The sequence below is a fragment of the Streptomyces sp. NPDC005393 genome, assembly GCF_040606675.1.
In the GTDB taxonomy this organism is placed as follows: domain Bacteria; phylum Actinomycetota; class Actinomycetes; order Streptomycetales; family Streptomycetaceae; genus Streptomyces.
On the sequence record NZ_JBEXFG010000009.1, the window covers coordinates 149593 to 174000 of the forward strand.

General features: G+C 69.7%; 20 protein-coding genes and 2 pseudogenes. 11 read left to right on the forward strand and 11 right to left on the reverse strand.

Annotated features, from left to right (window positions below; genetic code table 11):
• Positions 1–107: 107 nt before the first annotated feature.
• Positions 108–1805, reverse strand: a complete 1698-nt coding sequence (locus ABZS71_RS11550) for a helix-turn-helix domain-containing protein (protein ID WP_356209020.1) — start codon at positions 1803–1805, stop codon at positions 108–110.
• Between the two features lie 253 nt (positions 1806–2058).
• Here ABZS71_RS11550 and ABZS71_RS11555 point away from each other — a divergent pair, with 253 nt between their 5' ends.
• Positions 2059–2232 (forward strand): hypothetical protein, encoded by a 174-nt coding sequence (locus ABZS71_RS11555; RefSeq protein WP_356209022.1) that lies wholly within the window; start codon positions 2059–2061, stop codon positions 2230–2232.
• Positions 2229–4424 carry an EAL domain-containing protein gene (locus tag ABZS71_RS11560; protein WP_355852610.1) on the forward strand — a complete coding sequence of 732 codons (2196 nt, stop codon included), beginning with the start codon at positions 2229–2231 and terminating at the stop codon, positions 4422–4424. The genes ABZS71_RS11555 and ABZS71_RS11560 overlap by 4 nt, the downstream gene beginning before the upstream one ends.
• 58 nt (positions 4425–4482) lie before the next feature.
• On the opposite strand, the gene ABZS71_RS11565 is transcribed toward ABZS71_RS11560, so the two are convergent.
• Both ABZS71_RS11565 and ABZS71_RS11570 read right to left on the reverse strand, forming a co-directional pair.
• Positions 4483–4848 (reverse strand): DUF779 domain-containing protein, encoded by a 366-nt coding sequence (locus ABZS71_RS11565; protein ID WP_355852607.1) that lies wholly within the window; start codon positions 4846–4848, stop codon positions 4483–4485.
• Between the two features lie 193 nt (positions 4849–5041).
• Positions 5042–7027, reverse strand: a complete 1986-nt coding sequence (locus ABZS71_RS11570; RefSeq protein WP_356209024.1) for an N-6 DNA methylase — start codon at positions 7025–7027, stop codon at positions 5042–5044.
• 141 nt (positions 7028–7168) lie between these two features.
• Between ABZS71_RS11570 and ABZS71_RS11575 the strand changes: the two genes are divergently transcribed.
• Together ABZS71_RS11575 and ABZS71_RS11580 are read left to right on the forward strand one after the other, a co-directional pair.
• Positions 7169–8110 (forward strand): serine/threonine-protein kinase, encoded by a 942-nt coding sequence (locus tag ABZS71_RS11575; protein WP_356209026.1) that lies wholly within the window; start codon positions 7169–7171, stop codon positions 8108–8110.
• 416 nt (positions 8111–8526) lie between these two features.
• A complete protein-coding gene (locus tag ABZS71_RS11580) occupies positions 8527–9006 on the forward strand; it encodes a hypothetical protein (RefSeq protein ID WP_356209028.1) in 480 nt (159 codons plus the stop codon).
• An 85-nt stretch (positions 9007–9091) separates the two neighbouring features.
• Here the strand turns inward: ABZS71_RS11580 and ABZS71_RS11585 are convergent, their stop codons facing one another.
• Positions 9092–9298 (reverse strand): DUF397 domain-containing protein, encoded by a 207-nt coding sequence (locus ABZS71_RS11585; RefSeq protein ID WP_356209030.1) that lies wholly within the window; start codon positions 9296–9298, stop codon positions 9092–9094.
• The gene (locus ABZS71_RS11590; RefSeq protein WP_356209032.1) at positions 9295–10119 is read right to left on the reverse strand and encodes a helix-turn-helix transcriptional regulator; all 825 of its coding nucleotides are present in this window, start codon (positions 10117–10119) and stop codon (positions 9295–9297) included. The genes ABZS71_RS11585 and ABZS71_RS11590 overlap by 4 nt, the downstream gene beginning before the upstream one ends.
• Positions 10120–10391: 272 nt before the next feature.
• Here ABZS71_RS11590 and ABZS71_RS11595 point away from each other — a divergent pair, with 272 nt between their 5' ends.
• Complete coding sequence (locus ABZS71_RS11595) at positions 10392–10856, forward strand: ATP-binding protein (protein ID WP_356209034.1); 465 nt, start codon at positions 10392–10394, stop codon at positions 10854–10856.
• 75 nt (positions 10857–10931) lie between these two features.
• The gene (locus tag ABZS71_RS11600) at positions 10932–11336 is read left to right on the forward strand and encodes a hypothetical protein (RefSeq protein ID WP_356209036.1); all 405 of its coding nucleotides are present in this window, start codon (positions 10932–10934) and stop codon (positions 11334–11336) included.
• Positions 11337–11351: 15 nt separating this feature from the next.
• On the opposite strand, the gene ABZS71_RS11605 is transcribed toward ABZS71_RS11600, so the two are convergent.
• The 3 genes from ABZS71_RS11605 to ABZS71_RS11615 all read right to left on the reverse strand — a co-directional run bounded on the left by ABZS71_RS11605 (position 11352) and on the right by ABZS71_RS11615 (position 16482).
• Positions 11352–14660 carry a type ISP restriction/modification enzyme gene (locus tag ABZS71_RS11605; protein WP_356209037.1) on the reverse strand — a complete coding sequence of 1103 codons (3309 nt, stop codon included), beginning with the start codon at positions 14658–14660 and terminating at the stop codon, positions 11352–11354.
• 216 nt (positions 14661–14876) lie between these two features.
• Complete coding sequence (locus ABZS71_RS11610; RefSeq protein ID WP_356209038.1) at positions 14877–15518, reverse strand: hypothetical protein; 642 nt, start codon at positions 15516–15518, stop codon at positions 14877–14879.
• A gap of 349 nt (positions 15519–15867) precedes the next feature.
• The gene (locus ABZS71_RS11615) at positions 15868–16482 is read right to left on the reverse strand and encodes a TetR/AcrR family transcriptional regulator (RefSeq protein ID WP_355852566.1); all 615 of its coding nucleotides are present in this window, start codon (positions 16480–16482) and stop codon (positions 15868–15870) included.
• A 161-nt stretch (positions 16483–16643) separates the two neighbouring features.
• On the opposite strand from ABZS71_RS11615, the gene ABZS71_RS11620 reads away from it, so the two are divergent.
• The 3 genes from ABZS71_RS11620 (at position 16644) to ABZS71_RS11630 (ending at position 19796) form a co-directional block, all read left to right on the forward strand.
• On the forward strand, positions 16644–17603 hold the full coding sequence (locus ABZS71_RS11620) for a chlorophyllase (protein ID WP_355852563.1): 960 nt from the start codon (positions 16644–16646) through the stop codon (positions 17601–17603).
• A 508-nt stretch (positions 17604–18111) separates the two neighbouring features.
• The gene (locus ABZS71_RS11625; protein ID WP_356209039.1) at positions 18112–18825 is read left to right on the forward strand and encodes a tyrosine-type recombinase/integrase; all 714 of its coding nucleotides are present in this window, start codon (positions 18112–18114) and stop codon (positions 18823–18825) included.
• A gap of 71 nt (positions 18826–18896) precedes the next feature.
• Positions 18897–19796: an aminoglycoside phosphotransferase family protein gene (locus ABZS71_RS11630; protein WP_356209040.1), complete on the forward strand. Its 900-nt coding sequence runs from the start codon at positions 18897–18899 to the stop codon at positions 19794–19796.
• Here the strand turns inward: ABZS71_RS11630 and ABZS71_RS11635 are convergent.
• From ABZS71_RS11635 to ABZS71_RS11645, 3 genes and pseudogenes are all read right to left on the reverse strand, one after another.
• A complete protein-coding gene (locus ABZS71_RS11635; RefSeq protein ID WP_356209041.1) occupies positions 19724–21352 on the reverse strand; it encodes a Tn3 family transposase in 1629 nt (542 codons plus the stop codon). The genes ABZS71_RS11630 and ABZS71_RS11635 overlap by 73 nt on opposite strands.
• 58 nt (positions 21353–21410) lie before the next feature.
• Positions 21411–21824 (reverse strand): annotated as a pseudogene (locus ABZS71_RS11640) (siderophore-interacting protein); the annotation flags it as partial.
• Positions 21740–22156 (reverse strand): annotated as a pseudogene (locus tag ABZS71_RS11645) (siderophore-interacting protein); the annotation flags it as partial. The pseudogenes ABZS71_RS11645 and ABZS71_RS11640, both read right to left, overlap by 85 nt.
• On the opposite strand from ABZS71_RS11645, the gene ABZS71_RS11650 reads away from it, so the two are divergent.
• Together ABZS71_RS11650 and ABZS71_RS11655 are read left to right on the forward strand one after the other, a co-directional pair.
• Complete coding sequence (locus ABZS71_RS11650; RefSeq protein ID WP_355860884.1) at positions 22132–22914, forward strand: AraC family transcriptional regulator; 783 nt, start codon at positions 22132–22134, stop codon at positions 22912–22914. The pseudogene ABZS71_RS11645 and the gene ABZS71_RS11650 overlap by 25 nt on opposite strands.
• A 210-nt stretch (positions 22915–23124) precedes the next feature.
• Positions 23125–24297 (forward strand): 4-hydroxybenzoate 3-monooxygenase, encoded by a 1173-nt coding sequence (locus ABZS71_RS11655; protein WP_355860882.1) that lies wholly within the window; start codon positions 23125–23127, stop codon positions 24295–24297.
• Positions 24298–24408 lie beyond the last annotated feature (111 nt).

Below are 24408 nucleotides of genomic sequence, written 5' to 3' on the forward strand. Positions count from 1 at the left end.
TCCGGGGTGGTGGCCGGCGCCTCCGGGGCGGCGGCCCGCACCTCCCGCGCGGCGGCCCGCACCTCCGGCGCGGCGGTGCGCCCATGCGCGCCCGGCGATGCCCTCCGCTATGCGGGTCCGCTCCGCATGAGCTTCCAGATCCTGGTGGCCACATGGAGGTTGAGCCTGCTGTCCACGTCCGTGAGATCGCTGCCGCTGATCTCACGGATGCGCTGCAGCCGGTAGCGCAGGGTGGAGCGGTGGATGACGAGGGCCGCCGCCGTCTCGCTGTAGTTGCCGCCGCGGTCGAAGTACTGGCAGAGGGTTTCCACCAGGGCCGTGTGGTGCGTGGAGTCGTAGTCCAGCAGCGGGCCCAGCCATTCGTGGAGGAACCGCTCGACCTCCTGGTGGTCCTCACCGGTGCGCAGGATCCGGTAGAGGCCGAGGTCGTCGAAGAAGGTCATGCCGTACGCGGTGTGGGAGCGGCGGCGTATTTCGAGCGCCTGCAGCGCCTCCTGGTAGGAGCGGGGCACCTCGTGCGGGGTGTCGCAGCGGCCGCCCACGCCGATCGCTCCGGTGTCCGTGCCGATCTCCCGGCTCAGCGCGGTGTGCAGGGACCGCTCGCCGGGCCCGCCCTGGGCGACCAGGACCGCCGTACCGTCGCGGAGGGCCGGCAGGACCCGCATGCCGAGGCTCGCGGCGGCCCGGCCGACGGCCCGGAGGAAGGAGTCGTCCGCCGGTCTGTCCGGCCGGCACGCCGCGATCACATGGTGCGGGCCGTGCAGATCGTGGCCGACCGCCTCGGAGCGGGCGTACGCGCTCGGGTCGTCCGCGCCCGCGAGCAGATCGTCGACCAGCTCGCGCCGCAGCCGCAGCTCCACCTCGGCCAGCTCGCGCAGATGCGCCAGCTCCAGCGCGAGGGAGGCCGTGGCCTGGTCCAGCGCGCGGACGGCCCGCTCGTCGGCCCGGCCCTCGGGGTCCACCAGGAACAGCGCGCCCAGCACCTCGCCGCGCGGATCGGCGACCGCGACCAGCCGGTCCTTCACCCGCACCGGACGCGGCCGGCGGGCGGCGTCGCGCAGCAGTTCCTCGCGGTGCGCCGGATCGGGTTTGGGGTACGGATCGGGGCGCCCGGGGCCCGCCCAGGCGCGGAGGTTGCCGAACCGGTCCTCGGCCGCGGCCGGCAGTCCGGTGATCCGGTGCAGCGCCCGGACGATGCCCTCCTCGCCGTCGCCGCGGGCGGCGGCATGGGCGAGGGCGTCATGGACCTCGCGCAGATGGCCGAGGTCGGTCAGCGAGGAGTCCAGCCGCCGCCGTATCGCCTCCTGCTCGTCCCGCGCCCGGCGCAGCTCCACGGCCTGGACCCGTTCGCGACGGTGCGCGGCGGCGGCGGACAGCGCCGCGGACGTCTGCCGTACGAGCACGCTCAGCAGAAACCGCTCGTCATCGCCCGGCCGGTCGCGGGCGCTCACCACCAGGGCGCCGCGCAGCCCGCTCGGGGCGCGCGGTCCGCCCGGTTCGCGCAGCCCGAACGCCCACCCCCAGGCCCGCTGGGGAAACCGCACCGGCCCGTCCCGGCCCGCCAGCCCCCTCACCTGCGCGTCGAGCGCGGCGGTGGCCCGCAGGCCGTCGTGCGGGCAGCGGACCAGGGCGCCGCCGAGCAGCAGATAGCCCGCCTCGGCGCGGCCCGGTACGACCGCGCCGACCTGGGCCATCGCCTGGCGCAGTATCTCCGCCTCGTCCCGGCCGTCGACGCCGTCGAAGCTGTAGAAGAGGGTCAGACAGCGGTCCAGCAGCAGGTCGTGGGCGGCACCTAGTGGAGCCATGCGGTCACTCCGTGCGTCCGGGTACGTCCTCGTACATGCTCGGAGTACCCATTTCCGGACAATTCACCGCACGGACCGAATCGAGGTCCGGTTTTTCGCCCCCGTGGGCGCAGGGCGCCCCGCGCCACCGGCACGTGCCCGGCTTCTCCCGGCTTCAACCATCTCCCGGGCTCCATCCGGACGATGGATTCCCGTTCTTCCTTTCCTCAGCGAACGGTTGATCAGTAATCTCGCCACAGCAGCGGGTTGCCCTGTGCTCTTCGACGTGCTCCACTTCCCCGAGGACGCGGACGACCCCCAGGGCGGCCCCGGAAGCCGGAAGAGGGCGAAGGAAGTGCACGACGTGGACTGGCGGCCGGAGGACATCGACGCCACAGGCGGTGGAGAGACGGCCCATGGCGGCTGCCCCGCGGAGCGCGCGATATGACCTCGGAACCGAGCGGGCCGAGACGTGACGACGGCGTGGGCGGCCCCGCCGCGGACCCCGCCCAACTCGTGAACGCCCGGCTCAGGCGGTTCGCGGCCATCTGGAGCAGGGCCGTCCACCCCGTCGCGGCCACGACAATGACCCGCGACGAGTTCGAGGACTATCTGCTGCCACTGGCCCGCCGGTTGGGCACCGCGCTGCGCAGCCGCCCCTTCGACACCGCGGCCGCCTACGAGGTCGGGGCCGCGCTGGTGGACGCCCAGTGCACCGAACCCGACGCGCTCCCCGCCATCCTGGGCGTCATCGACGCGTATCTGGTGCTCCACTGCCCGCCCGAGGAACCGATGAGCGAGGAGGAGGGCCGCGCCCGCTGTGCCCGGCTGCAGCATGCGCTCGCCGCCGGCTTCGTCCGTGAGCTGCGCGAACGCGAGCGCGATGAGCAAGCGGCCATCTCCCGGGCGGCGTTGGCCGCCCGTACCGAGGCCGAGAAGGCGCTGCACACGAGCGAGGCCAAGTTCCAGGCGGTGTTCGAGGGCGCGGTCATCGGCGTCGGCATCGCGGGGCTCGACGGCGAAGTGCTCGTCGTCAACGACGCCTTGGCCCGGATGTTCGGCGGTGCGGACTTCTTCCGCCCCGGGCGCAACGTCACCGAGTTCGTCCACCCCGACGACGTCCCCGGCGCCCATGAGCTCTACCGCGAGCTGGTCACCGGCGAACGCGACCACTTCCGCATCGAGAAGCCGCACTACCGCGACGACGGCAGCGTGCTGTGGACCAATCTGACGGTCACTTTGCTTCGCGACTCCACGGGCGCCCCCCAGTACCAGCTCGCCCTCGCCGAGGACATCACCGAGCACCGGCTGCTCCAGGAGCGGCTGCGCTACGAGGCCACCCACGACGAACTGACCGGACTGCCCAACCGCGCCCTGTTCCTGGAACGCCTCGACCAGGTGCTCGCCGCCGACGCCGACGCCGAGCGGTTCGGCGTGTGCTATCTGGACCTCGACGGCTTCAAGGCCGTCAACGACAGCCTCGGGCACGCCGCCGGCGACCGGATGCTCAAGGCCGTCGCCGACCGGCTGGGGAAGTGCGTGACCTCGCCGGACGAGCTGATCGCCCGCGTCGGCGGCGATGAGTTCCTGGCCCTGGTCACCGGCGTCTCGGCGCAGAGCGACGGCACCGCGCTGGCCCGCCGGATGCTCGCCGCGCTCGCCGAGCCCGTCCGGGTCGAGGGCGGTGAGCTCCAGGTACGGGCCAGCATCGGCGTCGTCGACGGGCGGGCCGGGGAGATCGGCCGGGCCGAGGTGCTGCGCAGCGCCGACATCACCATGTACCGGGCCAAGGCCGCGGGCGGCAACCGCTACGAGCTCGCCGACGCCGACTCCAACGCCCGGGTGATCGCCCGCCACAGCCTCACCAACGGGCTGCCCTCCGCCCTGGAGAAGGGCGAGTTCTTCATCGAGTACCAGCCGCTGGTACGGCTCGCCGACGGCACCGTACGCGGCGCCGAGGCGCTCGTACGCTGGCTGCACCCGGTGCACGGCGTGCTCGGCCCCGACCAGTTCATCCCGCTCGCCGAGGACACCGGACTGATCGTGCCGCTCGGCCGCTGGGTGCTGGAGCAGGCCGCACGGCAGGCCCGCGACTGGCTGGACGCCGCCGAGGACGACGGCGAACCGCTGCGCGTCAACGTCAACCTCTCGCCGTGCCAGCTCAGCCACCCCACCCTGGTCTCCGACACGGTGGCCGTGCTGGAGAACTCCGGGCTCTCGCCCAGCGGCCTGTGCCTGGAGGTCACCGAGACCGACCTCATCGGCGCCGACGAGGACGCCCTGCGCCCCCTGCGCCAACTCGCCGACCTGGGCGTGGACATCGCCCTCGACGACTTCGGCACCGGCTACTCCAACCTCTCGTATCTGCGCCGGCTGCCGGTCTCCACGCTCAAGCTGGACCGCTCCTTCACCCGCGGGATGCAGCGGGCACCGGCCGACCCCGTGGACGTCAAGATCGTCGAGGGGATCGTCTCGCTCGCCCATACGCTCGATCTGGCGGTCACGGTGGAGGGCGTGGAGACGGCGGTGCAGGCCGAGCATCTGCGGGTGCTGGGCTGCGATACGGCGCAGGGCTGGTACTACGCCCGCCCCGGCCCCCCGGAGCGGCTCCACACCCTCGCCCTGGCCGACGCCAGCTGACGGCGCGAGGAGGTGGCCTCACCACCCCCTCGCACCGGCCCTGTTCAGCGCGCGTGGCTCAGCCCGTCTCGTCCATCAGGCGGGAGCGGATCAGGAAGCGCACGCCCTCCGGCGCCTCCAGGGAGAAGCCGCTGCCCCGGCCCGGCACCACATCCACCGTCAGATGCGTGTGCCGCCACCGCTCGAACTGGGAGGCCGACATCCAGAAGCCCACCGGCTCCTCGACCCCGTCCACCTCCAGCTCCCCGAGCAGCACATCGGACGCGCCGGTACGGAACTCGCCCAGCGGATAGCACATCGGCGCGCTGCCGTCGCAGCAGCCGCCGGACTGATGGAACATCAGCGGGCCGTGGTCCGCCCGCAGTCGACGGAGCAGATCGGCGGCCGCGGGCGTCAGCGCGACCCGGGGGGAGACCTCGGGCATCAGAAGATTCCAAGCTTCTTCGGCGAGTAGCTGACCATCAGATTCTTCGGTCTCATGGTAGTACACCTGTCGCACCGTGGGTGACCAGCAGGAATGGCGGCTTGGCTGTCGTTGGTGGGGCGGCTGCCCGTGAGTGGTCCGGATCTCGGTCGGACGAGGGGGCACGAACAGCGGCCGAACCTCCGTGACGCCGTCAGGTGGTCAGCCCACCCGCGGCGAGTCGATCGCCCACGTCGCTCACCAACCCCTTGCCCAGCCGGTCAGCCCGGGTGAGGAGAGTCTCGAAAGCCGTGAGGCGACGGAAGGTTTCGGCATACGCCACCTGCCCCTCCAAGGGGAGTTGGAGTACCTGCAGACGCCGGATGTCGACCCGGGAGGAACTGGAGGCGTGGGTACCTGCCTGGCGGCCGTTCGCAGGGGCGCGCAGACAGCCGGCGAGGAAGTGGGCATCCAGTTTCTGCGGGTCCACCCGCAAGACGTAGAGCTGGGGGCCCAGCGCCATCGGCGGTCCTTCGTGCACCCAGGCCTTGTACGCCCGGACGACTCCGGCGATCACGACGTCACCTTCCTCGGCGACGGCGTGTGCCGAGTCGGCAGGGATCAGCCCGCTGGGAGTGCCGTCCATCAGCAGGTCGGAGACGGTGAGCAGCGGTAGGGCGGCCCGACGGGGCGAGGCCGCGGTCTCCGGCGGTTGCTGTCCGGCGCGCAACGTCAGGGCACCGGCCTTGACGAGGTCTCCGACCGTGGCTGTGGTCTGCGGCGTCTCGGCCTCGAGGCCGAGTTCCGACAGGTACTGCACGTGGTCGGACAGGTCGGCCAGGTGAGTCCTCAACTCCTTCCAGGACGCAGCGAGTTCGAGGCCGGAAGGTTCCGCGCTCGCTGCGGTGTAGCGCCCCGGAGTGACGTCCACCTCGTCGTCCAGAAGATCGAGCAGAGAGACACGAATGGCGTTCTCCGGCGGATTGTCGTCAGGGCGGTCGAGGGCGTCCAGGGCGGAGAGGACGAAAGAGCCGAGAGCGTCCCAGTCGGGTCCCGGCTCGCGCGCGTCGGGTTTCGCGAACCGGGAGGCGTCCACGAGCAGTGCGTCGTGGCTGGGGAGAGCGGCGACGGTGCTGTCCGGAGCGGCTCGCAGGACCCACAACTGCAGTGAAACGCTGTGCGGTTGTGCGCTGCCGGGCGGCAGGGCCACGACTGCTCGGAGCACGCCGGTACGCAGCAGGGAGCCCCGGATGCGTCGGCCGGCCTTGCGCGACGCGACGGCGGGCGGAAGGACGACGACAGCCGCCCCGCCGGGCCTGAGGTGGGAGAGCAGGTGCTGCACCCAGGCGAGTTCCGGCTCGGTCCGCGGTGGCAGTCCGTGGGTCCAGCGCTGGTCGGTGGCGAGTTCCTCGTAGCCCCAGTCGCGTTCGTTGAATGGCGGGTTGCAGAGCGCGATGTCGGCCCGCGCCCCGGCGAACGGATCCTCGCGCAGCGCGTCGGCCGTAGCGATCTCCGAACGGACATGCCGGTCCTCCGAGATGAATCCGAGCCGCGCGGAGGCCAGCGCGGCGAGAGCCGGATCCCGCTCACACGCCTGCACCACCAGGCCCGAACCATCGTATTCCTGTGCCGCCGCGGTAGGCAGATGCCCAGTGCCGCAGGCCGGATCGAAGACGGTCAGTCCCTCATCGTCCTCGCCCATTCGGACCGCGAGGGCGATCCGGGTCATCAGGGCGGCGAGCTGCGGGGGCGTGGTGCTGAGCTGCCGTACATGCGTTTCGAGCCACCGTTGCAGCAGGAACTCAAAGGTCTCGCGTGGCCCCTCGCTTCGCCCCAGCTTCGCCGCCTCACCCACCAGCTTCCGGGTGTCCGCGGAGAGTTCGGACTGCGAGGCCCGTGCGCGAGGAGAACGCATCCGACGGGCTGCCTCGGCGACGGCCAAGCCCGACTCGTCTCTGCTGCCGAGTGCCTCGAATCGCGGCCAGAGGAACTCGCGACCACCGATGTCCTTGAGTTTGCCGTTGTCCCGCAGCCATTGCTCCACCTCCGCCAGGGAGAACTGCGGACTCACGTCGGTGCCGCCGATCCGGGTGGGAAACGAGGTGTGGCGGCGGCGCCAGTTGCTCACCGCGGCGCGCCCCACGCCGGCGATCCGGGCGATCTCGGCCAGGCTGACGGGTACGGCGCTGGGTGTACTCATCGAACAGTCTCCGAGGTCTTCGCCGGCTGGGCTGGTCGGCGTCCCAGCGGCCGTGTTGCATGGAAGGCTACTACGCTCATTGACTTTGTTCACAATACAAAAACGCGAGACCGCTGTGTGGGAAGTGTAGAGGACGGAGAAATGCAGAAAATCGCGCCGGGAATGGTGCTCCGTGACCGCTACCAGCTGAAGTCGGTCCTCGGCCGAGGGGTGATGGGACAGGTGTGGCAGGGCTGTGACCTGTATCTCGAACGGCCGGTGGCGGTGAAGACCGTCGCCGCGGAACTGCTGGCCGTCCCTCGGACCCGCACCGCGGCACTGACGCGTTTCAAGAGGGAGGCGCAGGCCGCGGCGCGCCTCGACCACCCCAATATCACCACGGTCTTCGACGCCTCGATCACGGACGACACCTGCTGTCTGGTGATGGAATTAATCGAGGGCACCACCCTGGAGTACCTCTTCGACCAGCAGGAGGGCGGACGATTCGACGTGCCCTCGGCCGCCGCCGCCACCGCCCAGCTGTGCGCCGGACTGTCCGCGGCCCACGCCGCCGGCCTCGTGCACCGTGACCTCAAGACGCAGAACGTCATGATCCGGCGGGACGGTGTCGTGAAGATCCTGGACTTCGGACTGGTGAAACTGCTCGCCGATGCCGACCCGCGCCTGACCATGACCGGCGAGGGCATCGGCAACATCGTCTGTGCGTCACCCGAACTGCTCTCCGGCCGGGACCGGCTCGACGGCCGCAGTGATCTCTACGCGGTGGGCTGTCTGCTCCACCACATGCTCACGGGGGATACGCCCTTCGCCACCGACCAGCCGGCGGTGCTCGCCTCCCGTCATCTGAGCTCGCCCCCGCCCGTCATCTCCGACTCGGGTGTGGACGTCCCCGGCGACCTTCAGGAGCTGGTGACGGCCCTGCTGGCCAAGCGTCCGCAGGACCGCCCCGCCTCCGCCGCCGAGGTCTACGCGGCCCTCGCGCCTTACCTGCCGGCCCCGGACCACCGGCTGGCCACCCGCCGCGGTCTGCCCGAGGATCCCCGCCGCCCTTTCCTGGTTCCGCAAGGGCCGAGGCCCGTGTGAACAGTGAGAGGATGACCTCGCCGACCGGGTGCGCTGCGCCGCCCCGGCCGCAGGGGCGGGGGTGTGACGGGCGCCGCGGGCGCCGGGACTGGGGACGGGCGCAATGCGGCGAAGCCTTGGACGGTACGAGCTCACGCGCGAGTTGGGCCGGGGCGGCATGGGAGTCGTATGGGCGGCCTACGACCGCGCCCACGACCGGGAAGTGGCCGTGAAGCTCGTCGCGCCTCGCGGTCGCGGTACCGAACTCACCACGCTGGAACGCCGGTTCCTGCGAGAGGCGCGCCTCACCAGCCGTCTGGAGCACCCGGGCATCCCCGCAGTCCACGATCATGGCAGCCACGAGGGCGAGCTCCCGCCCCCCACTCACCGCCCGCCTCCGCGCCGCCGGTACCCGCCTCGAATCTCACCGTCGGGACTTGATGCTTGCGCGCCACATGGGGCTCACCTCCACTTACAACCTGGTCCACAGCCCTAACTGCCAGGACGAGGGCATCACCGAACTCCGCCGTATCCATGAGGAGATCGACAAGGCCACTGTTGAGGCGTACGGCTGGCATGACCTCCTGGACGAGTCCGGGCAGACGCCGCCCGCCGATCCGGCCCACGAGACGTTCCGGCTCGACCATGGCTTCCACGAGACCGATCAGGGCACCCGCTACACCATCGGGCTGCTCGCCCGGACCGAGATCATCGATCGGCTGCGTCAGTTGAACCATCAGGCGTACGCCGACGAGGTGCACCTCGGCCTACACAACGGGGTAACGGAGAACAAGGCGAGGGAGAAGCACCCCGACCTGCCTCCGCCTTCCCCCGAGGCCGTCCGGAAGCGCAAGGAGCAGCTGGCTGCGCGAGGTGGTTCGGATTTCGGTGAGGGCGCCGAGGGCGCCCTCTTCTGAGCCAGCGGCATGACAACGGGCTCGCTCGCGTCACCTCAAGTGACGTGAGCGAGCCCGTTGTTCCGCTCGGAAGCGCTGCTTGGCTCTACTTCGCAGCGAGCGCCAGGAAGGCAGCCCACTCATCCTGGCCGACCTGCAGTACCGGTCCGCGCCCTGCGGCCTTCGAGTCCCGTACGTACACGGCGTCCACACCGGCGGCCACCTCCACGCAGTCGCCGCCGTCCGATCCGCTGTAGCTGCTCTTGAACCAGCGGAGCCCGTCCACGTTGTCGGCCACCTGCTCCACGCTCATGTCTCTCCCACTATCCGTTCGACGAGTCGCGCAGACTCCTCGACGTTCAGGGCCTGCGATCGCAGCTTGCCATAGCGCAACGCGAAGGCGCTGACCTCGGCAGCATCTGCAACGACGCACCCGACCCCTTGGGACTCGAAGTATCCGAGGAGTCGATGTTCGTGCGACTCCACGACCACGAACGGGCCGTTCTTCCCCGGATGGAATCCCCGCCCGGCAGGCATGACCTGAACCTCAACGTTCCGCAACGCGCTCACCTCCAGTAGCCGTTGCCACTGCTCGCGCATTACCTCCGGGCTGCCCACCGGATCGCGCAGCGCCTCCTCGCTGAGGATGAACGACAGCTCCGCGAGCGGCACCCGCGTCAGCAGCTTCTGGCGGCTCAGCCGCGCCTCCGTGTGCTGGTCGACGATCTCCTCGCTTAGCGGCGGGCAGTGCCCGGCGAACACCGCCCGCGCGTACGCCTCCGTCTGCAACAGCCCGGGCACCAGCAGCGGATCGTACGAGAAGCGGCTCACCACCTCCGCCTCGATGAGCGCGAAGTTGCGGAAGAACCGCGGGAGCTTCGCCCGGTCCACCTCGTCCTGGAGCACCTCCAGGACTCCCCGCGCCTCCAGCACCCGGTCCGCCGCCACCGTGAACGCAGCCTTCGCCGGCCGCCGACCCTGCTCTACCGAGGCGACCTGTTCCAGCGAGTAGCCGATGGCCTCCCCAAGCTCCTGCTGGCTCATCCCGGCCCGCTTGCGCAGATGCTGAAGCAGCTTGCCGTAGGCCGACCACGCCCCCGGCAGGTCGCCGCCTTCCTCCTTCGTCTTCACCATGCGACCCTTCGTCCGCGTCTCCCGCACCGCCCTCACGCCCTTCCGTCCCGAATGCACCCGCCCACACCCACAGTGGCGTGCTCGCCACCCGCACGCCGCTGGCGCAATGTCCAACGGGAGCCGGAACGACGGGGACACGACCCGGGCCCCTACAACGCCCGTACAGAACCCGTACAACCAAGGTGGCGGGGGACCGCGCACTCCGTACGACGAGGCCGACGTACGGCCGTCGCACCTCGTCAGCGGCATACCCACACGCCCAAGCTGGCACCGTGACGCACCAACAGATCACCGACGAGCCCGGCACCCCAGTCCACAAGTTGAGCCTGCGCTTCAGCAGCACCCGACGCGGTGCACGTCTCGCCCGCCAACTCGCCGTCCAGCAGCTCACCGAGTGGACCGGCCTCCCGCACGACTCCGACACCGCTCACACCGTCGCCCTCGTCACGGCCGAATTGGCATCCAACGCGATCACCCACGGTCGCCTCCCCGGCCGGGACTTCCGGCTGACCCTGCTCCTCCTGCCCCAGGCCGTACGGATCGAGGTGACGGACACCCGCCCGGAGCGCCGTCCTCGTCACTCCACGGCCGAACCGACGCCGCCCGACGCGACGTCGGGCCGTGGCCTGCTCCTCGTCGAGGCGTACGCGGACCGCTGGGGGTGCGAGGCCGGAGTCACGTATAAGAAGACCGTCTGGGCCGAGGTTGCGCGGCCATCCGGACAGCCGTCGCCGTGAACGCCGGGGACGCGCGTGGCTGAACTGGAGCCCTGTTTCGCCGGGCGGACCCGTTGCTCGGCGCATACTGAGCCCATGCTTGTTCCCTCCCTGCCTCTGTCGCCCCTCCACCACCGCATCTTGCGGGAGCTGGACCTCGGCGACCTCCCCGCTCCCGAGGCGGAGGCAGCGTCCTGGGCGGCGCGGGGTCTCGACGCGGACGAAGTGCGCGACGCCCTGCCCACGCTGCTGTGGGCAGGACTGGTCGAGGAGAAGGGCGGCGCCGGCGGCACGATCGCTCTCTCGCCGTCCGGGGCAGCGGCTCTGTACGCTGCGCAGTGCGACGAACTGACGGCACGCTTGAGCGCTGTGGCGGCCTTCGCTGACACAGTGGCGCGCGGGGCGGCATCCCGCCCCGCCGGCTACGCGCTGAAGCAACTTGCCGAGGGGGCGTGGGCCTTGGCACAGGCGGAGGCTCACGTCAGGTCGTCCGCGGAGTAGAGCCGCCCCGCCAGATCATGTGTGTCCTGGCTCGTCGAAGCCCAGGTCGATGCGTCGCCGGGGGCGGGCGGCCTTGGGCTGCGGCGGGAGAACGCCCGCACACGTGAGGTCGGCGACTGTGATGACCGGCGAATTCACGATCTTCGTTGTGTGCGCGTGCTGCGTCGGGGCGAGGTCCACCAGCCGCCGCAGCACCGACAGCAACTCGATCAGCTCCTCGGTCCACTCGCCCGGCCAGGACGTGACGTGGATGTCGTCGAGCGGGCTGGTCTTCCGGCTGGTGGGGGACGCCTTGCGGTAGCCGAACCACTTCCTGACGATCCGCATGCCTCCGACCTCGTAGTTCCAGACCTCCGGCGGGACCCCGCTGAAGGCTCCCGGCCCCAGGTGGAGAGTGCGTTTCTCCTCGTCGTAGTGCAGGGTGTCGGGCACCGCGGTGCCGATGGGGGCGTCGTACCGCACCTGGCGCGGGTCACCGGGGGTGAACCCAACGCCGTCCGAACCGGACGCCTGCGAAGCCGGAAGGGTGCCGCGCTCTCCGTATGTCGCGGCCCAGAGGAACTCTTGGCCAATCTCGACCGCGCTGTGCCACAGCTCCGGGTCGCGGGTGAGAGGCAACCGGACCCCGGCGGTGAGAAGTTCCTCGGCGAACTGCTCGGTGAACGCGCTGTGCCCGGCCACGGCTACGGCGTACGCGGCGAGGTCATGAACGGTCACCTCGTCCAGACCGAGCACGCGGGCCAGGTGCCGGAGCAGGCCGGTGGGCACGTTGGCGCTGCCGTCCGGGTGGAGGACGGGATGCACCCGCCCGCCGCGGCCGTTGAAGTGGTCGGTGTCCGGTAACAGCGCCGCCGCGACCAGTGCCGCACCGGTACTGATCACGTGTGTGTGCTGCTGGTTGAGGAACACCTGCCCCGGCTGCAGGGACTCCCACAGGTCGGGCCGCGGGAAGTCGACTACCCGGTTGTCCGCGACGAGCCACTGGCGGTCGAAGCTGCGCAGTGCGATCCGTAAGAGTCGCGGACGGGCGCGGGTTTCCTCGTCAACGGTCCGGTCCAGGTGCGGGAATCCCGGCAGGCACCCAGGCCGGGAATCGAGCCGGCGGTCCCGGGTCTCCTTGAACAGCCGGGTCTTCACCTCCGGATCCGTCTCCCCGGTGAGGCGTGCCCACCGGCGTAGGAGAACGGAGCCGGAGGGGGACGTCACCCACGATCTGTTGGCCTTGATGCCAGGGCTGCCCCACGGAAAGAGGTCCTCCAGCGCCGGGTAGTCCTCCCAGCCCGACAACGTGGCCGGCGTGAAGGGCCGTACTCCCTCATGGTGCGTGTCGCGCCAGCCGTCGTCGTCGAGGCGGAGAGCCCGGAGCTGGGCGAACTTCTCCGCGCGCCTCCCGTGCAGCGCCCGGTAGTGAACGCGTGCCGACCCGCCGGGTTCGTGGTCCGCGCGTCGTACGAAGATGCAGATGGACAGTGGCTGGGCGACGTGAGGGAACACGCGGTTGGCCACGTCCGAGCGCTGTCCTTCCGGGGACAGACTGATGACCCACCCCTCGTCGCACGCCCGGCGCAGGTATTCGCGCATCCCCCGCCCGGCAGGACCGGTGGCGAACGCCGACGGAGTGATGAAGCAGACGACCCCGTGCCGTTCGTCCGAGTGCGCGTCGAACACCTTCCAGGTGGCCCAGCGCCAGAAGTAGATGTACATGTTCTTGAGCGCGTGCTCGTAGCGGCCGTTGCCCGGGTGGCGGAAGTCGTCCAGCGGCGGGCGGCCCTGGCCCTTGACGCGCTTCTCGATCCAGCCTCCGCGATTCTCGGCCTTGTCGTCGTACGGCGGATTGGCGATGACGACGGTGACCGGCACGTTCGCCTTGACGTGGTTGGCGCGGGCGCGCGACTCCGAGATCGCCGCGTACGTGGAGGCGGCGAACTGCTCGTCCTGGATGTACGGATCGTCGAGCGTGTCAGTGACGTAGAGGTTCAGCCCGCAGGGCGGCAGTGTGGCGCCGTACTTCTTGAGGAGGTCGGCGGTCCGCAGTTCGGCCACGGCGAAGGGGCCCATCTGGAGCTCGAAGCCGTAGAGCCGTTCGGCGAGCCGGCCGATCGCGTCGGGTGCCATGGCGTCGCCGTACCGTTCGGCCGCCTGGCGCGCGACACGGTCGATGATCGTGTGCAGGTACGTGCCGGTACCCATCGCGGGATCGACGATGTGGACGTCCTCATCGCCGTAGCCCCGGGCCTTGCCGAGGCGGGTGCGGAGCACGTCCTCGGCGAGGCGGACCATCTCCTCGACCACCTCGCGCGGGGTGTAGTACGAGCCGCTGCGCTGCCGCAGATCGTCGTCGTAGACGGAGAGGAACGACTCGTACAGGTGGAGGTAGGCGTCGCGGTTGCCCTGCCGGATGGTCTTCCAGTCGACGGCGGCGATGGTCCGGGCCAGGAGGTGGAGGGTCACCTCGAAGCGTTCGTTGATGTTGTCGGTGAGGAGCTGGAGGGCCTTGCCCATCAGGGCGTGGCCGGCGTTGAGGCGGCGGCCGACCTCGTGGAAGCTCGTGCCGGTGACGGGGATGTCCTCGGTGTGGGCGAGGAGGAGGGCGAAGGTGACGGTCTGGGCGTAGCCGTCGGCGAAGGTCGCGTCGTCGGCGGTGGGGAAGAGCAGTCTGCGCCAGTCGCTCCGGAGGCCGGTGAAGGGGCGGTCGGCGGAGGTGGAGTCCCCGTGGTCCGCGCGGGCTTCGGCCCGCAGCTGTTCCCGTACGGCCTCGCGCAGCAGCCGGCACAGCGGGGCCAGGTGCTGGACGAGTACCGAGACCCGCCGGATCTTCTCCGGCTTCCAGCAGAGCACCGTCCGCGTCAGCGCGTCGAAGGCGGCCGGATTCTCGGGGGTCAGCTTCTCTCCGGCGCTCTTGAGAGCCCCGGAGAGTACGACCTCCCCGCCGACCTGCACGCCGAACTGGAACAGCCGCCAGTGCGTGCCGTTGGAGTAAAGCAGGTTGGGGAGGTCGCGCAGACGCTGCCACTGTCGTTTGTCGTGACCGGTGAAGTTTTCAGGGTCGATGCTCTTCCCTGGGCGCTTCACCTCGACGTACCCGGTGATCTGCGCGTTCACGCGCACGGCCCAGTCCGGGCGGACCCCGAGGTGCGGTATGCGGGTCTCGGGATGCCAGGTGACTTCGGGCAGGGCGTGGTGCGTGCCTATGGTGCGGAACAGTTGCTCCAGCGGGGACCGGATCGCGGCCTCGCGGTCGCCGGGGCCCGCAAGGTTCCGCCTGCATTCAGCCCCGAACACGGACACGGCGTCCTGGAGCCACTGAAGGTGTGCCTCAGACATCGCATCGTCCCCCCACCCCCTTGGGCCCGATGTGGCATCCGGGCCTACCCCTCCTGTTGCGCAGTATGGGAGGAGCTAATGGAAATTGATAGGGGTTGTGCGGGGGTTGAGTAACCCTGTGCGTACGCCCGGTAGCTGACGGCCCGCATCGGCGGGCGTCCCGGAGTGGCCCGGAGGCTTCCGGAGCATTCCCGCAGGCGCCCGGACGGGAGAGCGTCAGTGCTCGTGCTCGGCGTAGTGCTTCGCCAGTTTCTCGATCTCCCTGGTCCACAGCTCCACATCGTCACCCGACCGCCGGTACGGCGCGCGCCGGGCCAGTTTGAAGAAGCCGCTGGACGGCCAGCCGGTGTCCTTCAGCACCACGAGGGCCGACAGCAGGGGCAGTGAGCCGTCGGGGCTCTCCCGGACCGAGGCGTCCTCCAAGAGGTATGGCATCGGTCCCTCGCTGGGCGAGACATGGTGGCCAAGTCGGGCCAATTCGGTGCTCAATTGGCCGTATTGCAGAGGTGATGCACCTTGGCGCGCGCGGGCGCGCAGAATCTCGATCACGGCGTCCAGGGCCTGCTCGTACTCCAGAGTGCCCTTCTGCATGGTCCCCCCGATCCCTCGTTCCGTTTGTGCGCTCCGAACCTTGCGGACCCGCACCCGGGTGCTGATCTTTTCGGAGAAGATCTTGTCCCGGGGGATGTTCTTTGCGGCGAGCGCGTCCAGCTGTGACTGGAGCTCCTGGGTGAGGCTGGAGCACCGCGCGTACCCGATATGGATGTCCGCGGTCGGGGTGTCCGGGTCGACCGGCGCGGGGACGGGGGTGCCCGGCCGCCACGGCTGCCCCGGGTCGCGGTCAGCGGGCGTCGGCACCCGCAGAAGCTTCGCGAGCCGGGGGACCTTCGTGAACCGGCCGGTGTGATACGCCCCGGCGACCGCGCCGGAGCGCGAGCGGCAGGGTGAACCTGGCGCTGCGTGACAGCGTGGGCAGGAGCACCGCTCGACGTCGTCGGCGTCGGACACGAGTGCGGTTTGAGGGTCCGTCATGACCCCGGATACTGTCACAAACATTTCCCAGAACATGCCCCGTTTCACTTTTGAGTGAGAACGAGTTGTGACAGTGAATCCGGCTTCCGGGCCGCTTCCGCCGACCATTCTGGATCAAGCTCCGGGAAAGGGTCGTTTGTGGGAGCGGCGTTTGCCGGGGTGTAGGACGGAGGGGCTACCGGATGCCCTCTCCTTTATGCGTGCGCGGTTGCCGCAACCCCTGGAGGAGCAGTTCGATCAGCCGGCGGGGGTCGTAGCGGGGGTCACTGTCCTGTCCGATGCAGAGGTTGCCGATGCCGCGCATCAGCTCGTAGGGCTGTATGCCGGGCCTGATGTCGCCGGCGGCGGCCGAGGCGTCGAGGAGTTCGGCGCAGACGGGCATCAGGCGGTCGAGGAAGTGGGTGTGCAGCGCGGCGAAGCGCTCACTGTCGGACTGCAGGGCGTCGGCCAGTCCGTGCTTGGTGACCAGGAAGTCCACGAAGAGGTCGACCCACTGGCGCAGCGCCTCGAACGGGGAGGCAGCGTCGGCCAGCAGGTTCGGCCCGGCCTCGGCGCACGCCTCGATCTGGTGGCGGTAGACGGCGGTGACGAGGTCCGCCCGGGTCGGGAAGTGGCGGTAGAGCGTCCCCAGCCCGACGCCCGCCCGGGCCGCGATCTCCCGGATCGGTGCGTCGATCCCCGAGGTCACGAACACCTCCGCGGCGGCATCGAGCAGCGTCTGCTGGTTGCGCACCGCGTCTGCTCGCTTGCTGCGGGCGGACGCCCCTTTGGGCTGGCCTGCAATGGGCACCACGCTCTCCTTCCGATCGGCCGTTGACGAAACGGAACAGCGATCCGTATCTTAAATGGAACAACGATCCGCTTTCAGAGTAGCTGACTGCGGGCACTCCGCCATATCTGCCGCCGGTCGCACGCAGTCGACGGCAGGGGCCATCGAAGGGCATGCTCGTCATGAGTGAACCTGCTTACACAGCCGACGCCCCCAGCACACCCGTTCCGGTTCTCTCCGTCGGTCCGGTGGTGCTGCCGGCTCCCGGCCGCGCAGTGGACCTGCAGGTGCGCATCTCCGCACCGGTGACCGGGAGCGAGCTGCCGGTCATCCTCCTCTCGCACGGTCTCGGCTTCTCCAACAACCTCTCCTCGCTGAACGGCTACGCCCCGCTCGCGAACTTCTGGGCGGCACACGGCTTCGTCGTGATCCAGCCGACCCATCTGGACTCCAGGACTCTGAGCCTGGATCCCCACGCCCCAGGCGTTGGTGCGCACTGGCGCACCCGGGCCGAGGACATGACGCGCATCCTCGACCAGCTCGACGCGATCGAGGCCGCCGTCCCGCAGCTCGCCGGCCGCCTCGACCCCAGTCGAGTCGCTGTCGCCGGGCACTCGATGGGCGGTCACACCGCGAGCCTGCTCCTCGGTGCCCGGCTCACTGACCCTCATAACGGAACGGAAGTGGACCTGTCCGATTCCCGGATCAAGGCCGGCGTGCTGCTCGCGGCACCCGGCCGGGGCGGGGACGCCCTCACCGAGTTCACCGTCGAGAACTACTCCTTTTTCCTGACCACGGACTTCTCCAGGATGACGACGCCCGCGCTCGTGGTCGCCGGCGACAAGGACGACTCCGCCTTCCTCACGGTCCGGGGCCCGGACTGGCACGCCGACCCGTACGCCCTCGCCCCCGGCCCCAAGACCCTGCTCACCCTGTTCAATGCCGAGCACGGGCTCGGCGGGATCTCTGGATACGACGTCGCCGAGACCACCGACGAGAACCCCGAACGGGTCGCCACGGTCGCACACCTCACCTGCGCCTACCTGCGCAGCGAGCTCTACCCCGGCAACCCCGCCTGGCAGACGGCGCACGACGCGCTGGCGGCCGGCACCGACCCACTCGGACAGGTCGAATCCAAGTAGCCGAAGGAGCCCCCGCCCCGCATGCCGTCCGGCGCGAGACACCCCACCCCTCGCGCCGGACCTGCACTCCCGAAGCGATAGGGGGCGGCGCACTCCGTCACGGGGGCTGCCTGGTGGGCTGGAGCTCGACGGCGTCCATGGCTCTCACGATGCCGACGTAGTGCGGCACCCAGCGTGCTGGCAGTGCCCTTCAGCGGCCCTGCCGGTTCGTTCATCGCCGGCTCTGTCACTCACGCACGTTGCCCGGGACGCTGAAGCGTCCCGGGCAACGTCGTCTTCACCACGGTTTTGGCCAGGGCCCGGAGTCCGGGTCTCACGCCGGTGCTGCGGCTGCCTCCCCTTGCGGGGAGCGCGAGCCGGGAACCGTCGCCCGGATGGACGGGTCCAGATCGAGGCGGCTGTTCATATCTAGCTCGAACCGGCCGTACGGATTCACATGGGTCCAGAACAACGGGGAGAGCGCCCGCCGGTCCGCGGCGGTAAGCCTGCCCGGCCGCAGCAGCCGAAGATGCTGGACCGCAAGACGGGTGAGCAGGTGGACTTCCTGTTCGCGCACCGGGCCAAACGCCTCGCGAACACCTACATCAACACCGCGGTCATCCCCTCGCTCTGCCGCAAGGCCGGCGTCCCGACCGCCGATGTTCGGGGCAACATCACCAGCCACCGGGCCCGGTCGACGATCGCCAGCCAGCTCTACAACGCCAAGGAGCCGATGACGCTCTTCGAGCTGCAGGCCTGGCTCGGTCACCGGAGCCCGGAGGCTACTCAGCATTACGCCAAGATCACCCCGAACACGCTGGCCAGGGAGCGTAACGTCCGGACGATCGAGGTCCTGGTCGACCGGGACGCGGTTACCTCCGGAGCCGCCGCGTCGGGTGAGCCATGGCAGTACTACGACCTCGGTCACGGGTTCTGCACCTACACGTTTTTCGAGCAGTGCCCGCACCGGATGGCCTGTGCTCGCTGCGACTTCTACACACCGAAGGGCTCCAGCAAGGGTCAGCTTATGGAGGCCAAGGACAACCTTCAGCGCATGCTGGCGAGCGTCCCGCTCAGCGACGAGGAACGCGCCGCTGTCGATGATGGTCAGGCCGCGCTCGACCAGCTGCTGGAACGGCTGGCCGACATCCCCGCGCCAGCTGGGGCGACACCCCGAGAGATCGGCGTTCCGGCGACCGCGACGCTCCTGCCGATCGTCGCCGTCAACCAGGGTAAAGGCTGAACTACTCGACAAATCAGATTCCACAAAAAGCATTTGACGCTCACCGGCGCCGGACGATCGGATGACGGCCCATGAGCACAGGGCAAATGCATCCCGGCCAGCACCCCATCGACGACGACCTCGTACGGCGGCTGATTGCTGGGCAGTTCCCGCAGTGGTCGGGGCTGCCGGTGGAGCGTTTTCCCTCCGGCGGCACGGTCAACGCCATGTACCGGCTGGGCGACGGCATGGTTGTGCGGCTGCCGTTGGTGCGGGGCGGAGCCAAGGACGTAGCGATGGAGCAGGAGTGGCTGCCCCGCCTCGCGCCCCGGCTGCCCACGGCCATTCCGGAGGTGCTCGGGGCCGGGGAGCCCGCCGAGGGGTATCCGTGGCCGTGGTCGGTGTATCGGTGGCTGGCGGGGGAGCTTCCCGAAGCGGGGGCACTGAGCGAGCCCGTGCTGCTGGCCAAGGATCTGGCCGAGTTCGTAGCGGCGATGCGGAGCATCACCCTGCAGGGGGCGCCGCAGGCCCATCGCGGCGGGCCGGTCAGCTCGCTCGACGCGGAGACCCGGGCGGCGATCGAGGAACTGCGTGGGATCCCGCAGGAGGACGTCGACTGCGATGCCGCGGCCGCTGTATGGGAGGACGCGCTGCGGACCCCGGGCTGGGAGGGGCCGTCGGTATGGCTGCACGCCGATCTGATGCCGGGCAACTTGCTGGTCGACGGCGGCAGGCTGGCCTCGGTGATTGACTTCGGGTGCACGGGGGTGGGAGATCCGGCCTGCGATCTGTTCCCGGCGTGGAATCTGCTGCCGGCCGATGCACGGGAGGTCTTCCGCGAGGCGCTGGGCGTGGACGACGCGACCTGGATCCGCGGCCGGGGGCGGACGCTATCGCAGGCGCTGATCGCACTGCCGTACTACCGGAGAACGAACCCGGCGATGGCGTACAACGCCCGACACGTGATCCGGGCGGTGCTGGGAGAGAGCTGAGGTCTCCCAAGACTCCGCCCGCAACGCTGCGAGTCCGAACCGGATCGCTGGCGACCACCACCTCGAGGTTGACAAACCTGATTCCACAGAACGCACACGAACGCCGTGCGCACCGCCCGCCCGAGCTCTTCGATCGCCTGGTAGGTGGGGTGCTTGGGGCCGCCGCGGATGAACCGGCGCAGGACCTGCTCGGCCTCGGCGGTGCCCAAGCGCAGGGCGGTGGTGTACTTCACGATCTGGTCGTACTGCTGGGTGATCAGCTCCCAGTTGATCGTCTTGGTGGACAGCACCGGCGCGAGGTGCGGCCACTTCTCGTCCTGACCGGCCGCCGGCCGGTACAGCTTCGCCGCCCCGATGTTCTTCAGTCGCGGCATCAGCTTGAAGTCGAGCATGTGCGCGAAGGCGAAGCCGACGATGGACGCGCCGTGGGTGTCGGTGTACTGCCGGTCGACCTCCATGTCGGTGCAGTGCCGTAGCACGCCCTCGATCATCGAGGCGACCTCGGAGGCCGAACAGGACGTGAGCTGGGAGTAGATGCACACCGACTTCCGCTCGACGTGCCAGTAGATCATCACGCCGGGGCCGCGGTAGCGCTGGTGCCACTCGGTCATCAGGTTGGAGGACCAGGCGCCGAACTTGCGGCTGTCGGAGGCACACGCGGTGCCGGTGCCCCACCACATCTCATCGCGGACGGCGAAGGTGGCGTTCACCAGCTTGCGCAGGGCCGCGCGCATGTTGGCCCGGTTGACGAACAGGTGCCGCACCCGGCGCAGCGTCGCCTCGCTCTCGCCGTGCTTGCCGGTGACCGCGACTCGCTTGATCCCCATGTTCGTGCCCAGGCCGAACAGGACCAGCAGCAGCCGGCGCCGCAGCACGTCCTTCGACAGCATCTCGCGGGTGGCGACCGAGGTGAACTCCTCGGTGAAGCCGGTGTCGAACTCGGCGTACTTCAGGATGTCCAGCAGATCGATGGTGCCCCAGCGCCGCTCGATCTCCCCCTTGATCGCCACCAGGGACTCCGGCTCTTCCTGCTTGCCGCGCGGGGAGACCCTGATCCACGGCTCGCCGTGCTTCTTGACGATCGACACCCCGCCCGTCGTGCCCTCCGCCAGTGCGGTCTCGAAGCGGTCCAGCGAGGTGCGGAGCTTGCCTTGCAGGGCGGTGATGAACTCGCCGGAGTCCTGCGGCTGGCCCAGCGCGGCGTAGTGCACGTCCCGGTTGTCCTCGAAGTCCGCGGGCAGGTCGTCCTCCGGGTTGCGCCACCGGTTCGCACCCACCACCCAGATCTCCCGTCGGCGCACCGCGTCCCGGAGCGCGACCAGCACGCACAGCTCATACGGGATGCGCTCGACACGTCCCTTGTCGTCCACCACCGCCGCCCGCCACTGATCGGGCACCACCCCCGCCAGCGGCACGCTCTCCGCCGGATCAAAGAACGCGCCCTCCTTCAGCGGCTGCTCCAGGTAGCGCTGGAGCAGGTCGATCGCGTCCATCACCGGCCGGTAGGAGGTGTTGTTGCACTTCAGCTCCAGCGCGCCCAGCAGCGGCGAGAGCATCCGTCGAAAGCCGGGTCTGCTTCACTGCGTCCAGGGCGAGGGCGCCGGGTTTGGAGCTGGGGTCGATACGGGGCAGCCAGTTGATGCTGCTGCCCGGCGGCATCGTGATTTCGGTTCGGATGTCCTCGGGCGAGGGGACTTCGAGGAACACGGTGGCGGGCAGGTCCGCAGGAGAGGTCTCCAGGATGGCGAGGATCGCCGGGAGTGCGCTCTCGTCTCCGGCGAGGAGCTGCCATGTGGCGCTTGCGGACGGGGCATAGCTGTGTCCCTCGTCGAGGAAGGACACCTTTGTGCCCGGCGCGGCGGCCAGCGCCCACCGGGTCCCCGGGGCCGATGCCTGGCCGGACGCGCCGATCTCGTGGAGCGAGACCTCGAGTCGAACGCTGATTCCGCCGGCCTGAACCTGCGCATCGTGTACGTCCGTACCCGCGGGCGCCGCTTGCCGCCCTGCAGCGTGAGCTGGAGAATCCACCGCTCACTGCCGGGCAGGAACACGTCGCCGTCGTCGGCGGGGTCGGCGAAATACAGACGGCCAGCCTGGTCGAAGCCGGTCTGTTGCAGGTGCCGGACGTCGTCTCCGCCCAGCGTGACGGTCATGAAGTGCGGGCTGGTCTGCTCGCTGGCCTGAACGGTCAACGACAGCATCCGCCGCTTGCTCGGGCGTTGGATGCGCGGCGTCATGACCGTCCACCGCCTCGCAGGATCGTGCTGCTTGTCGGGCTCATAACGCCACTGTCCGGCTGTCCACCCATGCGGGACCACCGGTAAACTGACGCCTGATGCCGAAAGACCGCCAACCTTCATCGGAGTCGCCCGGCCCCGAAGCGACGCCGCTCCAAGGTGCCGCGTGGCTGCCGCACGGCTACCAGCTCGACCCCCACTCGCATGCCGAGGGGCAGCTCGTCTATGCCGCCGCCGGCGCGCTGGCCACCGCCACCGAACGCGGAACATGGGTCGCCCCGGCCAACCGCGTCACCTGGACGCCCCCGCACTTCGCGCACTCCCACCGTTTCTACGGCCAGACCGACGTACGCCTCCTTCAGGTCCCGCTCGGCCTGTGCGCACAGCTCGTGGCCCACCCCAGCGTCTTCGCCGTCAGTCCGCTACTGCGCGAAGCGCTCCTCGCGCTCACCGACAGCCCAGAGCGGCGCCCCGGCGCCCACCGACGACTGCTCACCGTCATCGTGGACGAGCTTGTCGACGCCGCCGAGCAGTCCCTCCACCTGCCGGAAGCCAACGACGACCGGCTCCGCGCCGCCACCGCGCTCCTACACGAGGACCCCGCCCAGCCCACGACCCTTGCCGACCTGGGCCGCAGGGTGGGAGCCAGCGAACGCACCCTGAGCCGTCTGTTCCACACCGAGCTGGGCATGAGCTTTCACCGTTGGCGCACCACCCTGCGCATCCACCACGCGCTGGCCCGCCTCACCGACGGGATGTCCGTGACGGAGACCGCGGTGGCGTGCGGCTGGTCCAACCCCTCCAGCTTTATCGACGCCTTCACCGAAGTCGTCGGCCGGACACCCGGCCGCTACCAGGCCGAACTGCGCCACCACTCCTGACCATCAGCGTCTGTGCAGCTCAGACACCCTGCGTCGACCTCACTCGCCAGGTTGGCGGCTTTCCGGTATCTGCTGTCCAATCACCAGTGGTGCGCATGACAGGGGGCGTCGCAGGGTGGTGACCGAACGCCGCACCACCCGGGCGGCGCCGCCGGTCGCGGCCATGCCGCGAACCGGTCCACCGCCCTGAGCACGGAGGCTCGCACACCTATGACCACGACACGCGACGACACGGCAGTCGTCATCATCGGAGCTGGCGTCGCCGGTCTGACCCTCGGCAACTTCCTGCTGCGCAACGGCATCGACTGCATCGTGCTGGAGAAGCATCCCCGCGCCTACGTCGAAAAGCGCCAGCGCGCCGGGACCATCGACACCTTCGGGGTGCGCATGTTCCGCGCGTGGGGCCTGGACGAAGTCCTGGCGGGCGACCCGATCCCGCACAGCGAAGGCGGCTTCTACATCGACGGCCACGCGATGCCGATCGATGTGGACGAGCACAACAACGAGAGCCTGTACTGCCCGCAGCAAGTCCTCGTACGCAACCTCACCGAGGTCTTCCTGCGCGAAGGCGGCGACCTGCGCTACGAAGCCGCCGACGTCGCCCTGGAGAACCTCACCACGGGCCACCCCGTCGTGCGCTACCAGGACGCCGACGGAACGGCCCGGGCCATCGACTGCAACTTTATTGCCGGCTGCGACGGCTTCCACGGCATCTCCCGCCGTAGCATCCCCGCCACGGCCCTGACCGAGTACTCCCACGAATACGGCTACTCCTGGCTCAGCGTCCTGGCCGCCACCCCGACCAGCCCGTCCGGCATGGCCATCCACGAACTGGGCCTGGCCGGCATGATTCCCCGCGGACCCCAGGCCAGCCGCATCTACCTCCAATGCGCCGTGGACGACACCCCCGAACAGTGGCCCGACGAGCGCATCTGGAGCGAGCTGGAAGCCCGCTTCGGCACCCCTCCCTCGCGCGGCGAGATCCTGTCCAAGCAGATCGTGCCCCTGCGCAGCGTGGTCTTCGACCCAATGAGTCACGGCAAGCTGTACCTCCTGGGCGACGCCGCCCACATCGTCCCGCCGATGAGCGCCAAGGGCATCCATCTCGCCCTGCACGACACCGAGGTCTTCGCCCGAGCCGTGATCCGCCACGCGACGGAAGGCGACTCCAGTCTCCTCGACAGCTACTCGGAGACCTGCCTGCCGCACATCTGGAACTACCAGGCGTTCGCCACGTGGATCACCGACACCATGCACAACGCCGGATTCACCGGTTTCGAGGGCGAGTTCAAGAAGCAGATCGCCCGTGCCGAGCTCCAGCGCCAGTTCGCCTCGGAGTCAGCGAACAAGCTGTTCAGCGAACTCACCGCCGGTACCAACTAGTACGTGTCGTTGCAGTACTAGGGCCTGTTCTGAGTTCAGATCACTGATGGGTTGCTTCGGCTCCCGGGAGGCTTCCGGCTGCTGCAGGAACGATCTGTGACGCGTGGTGAT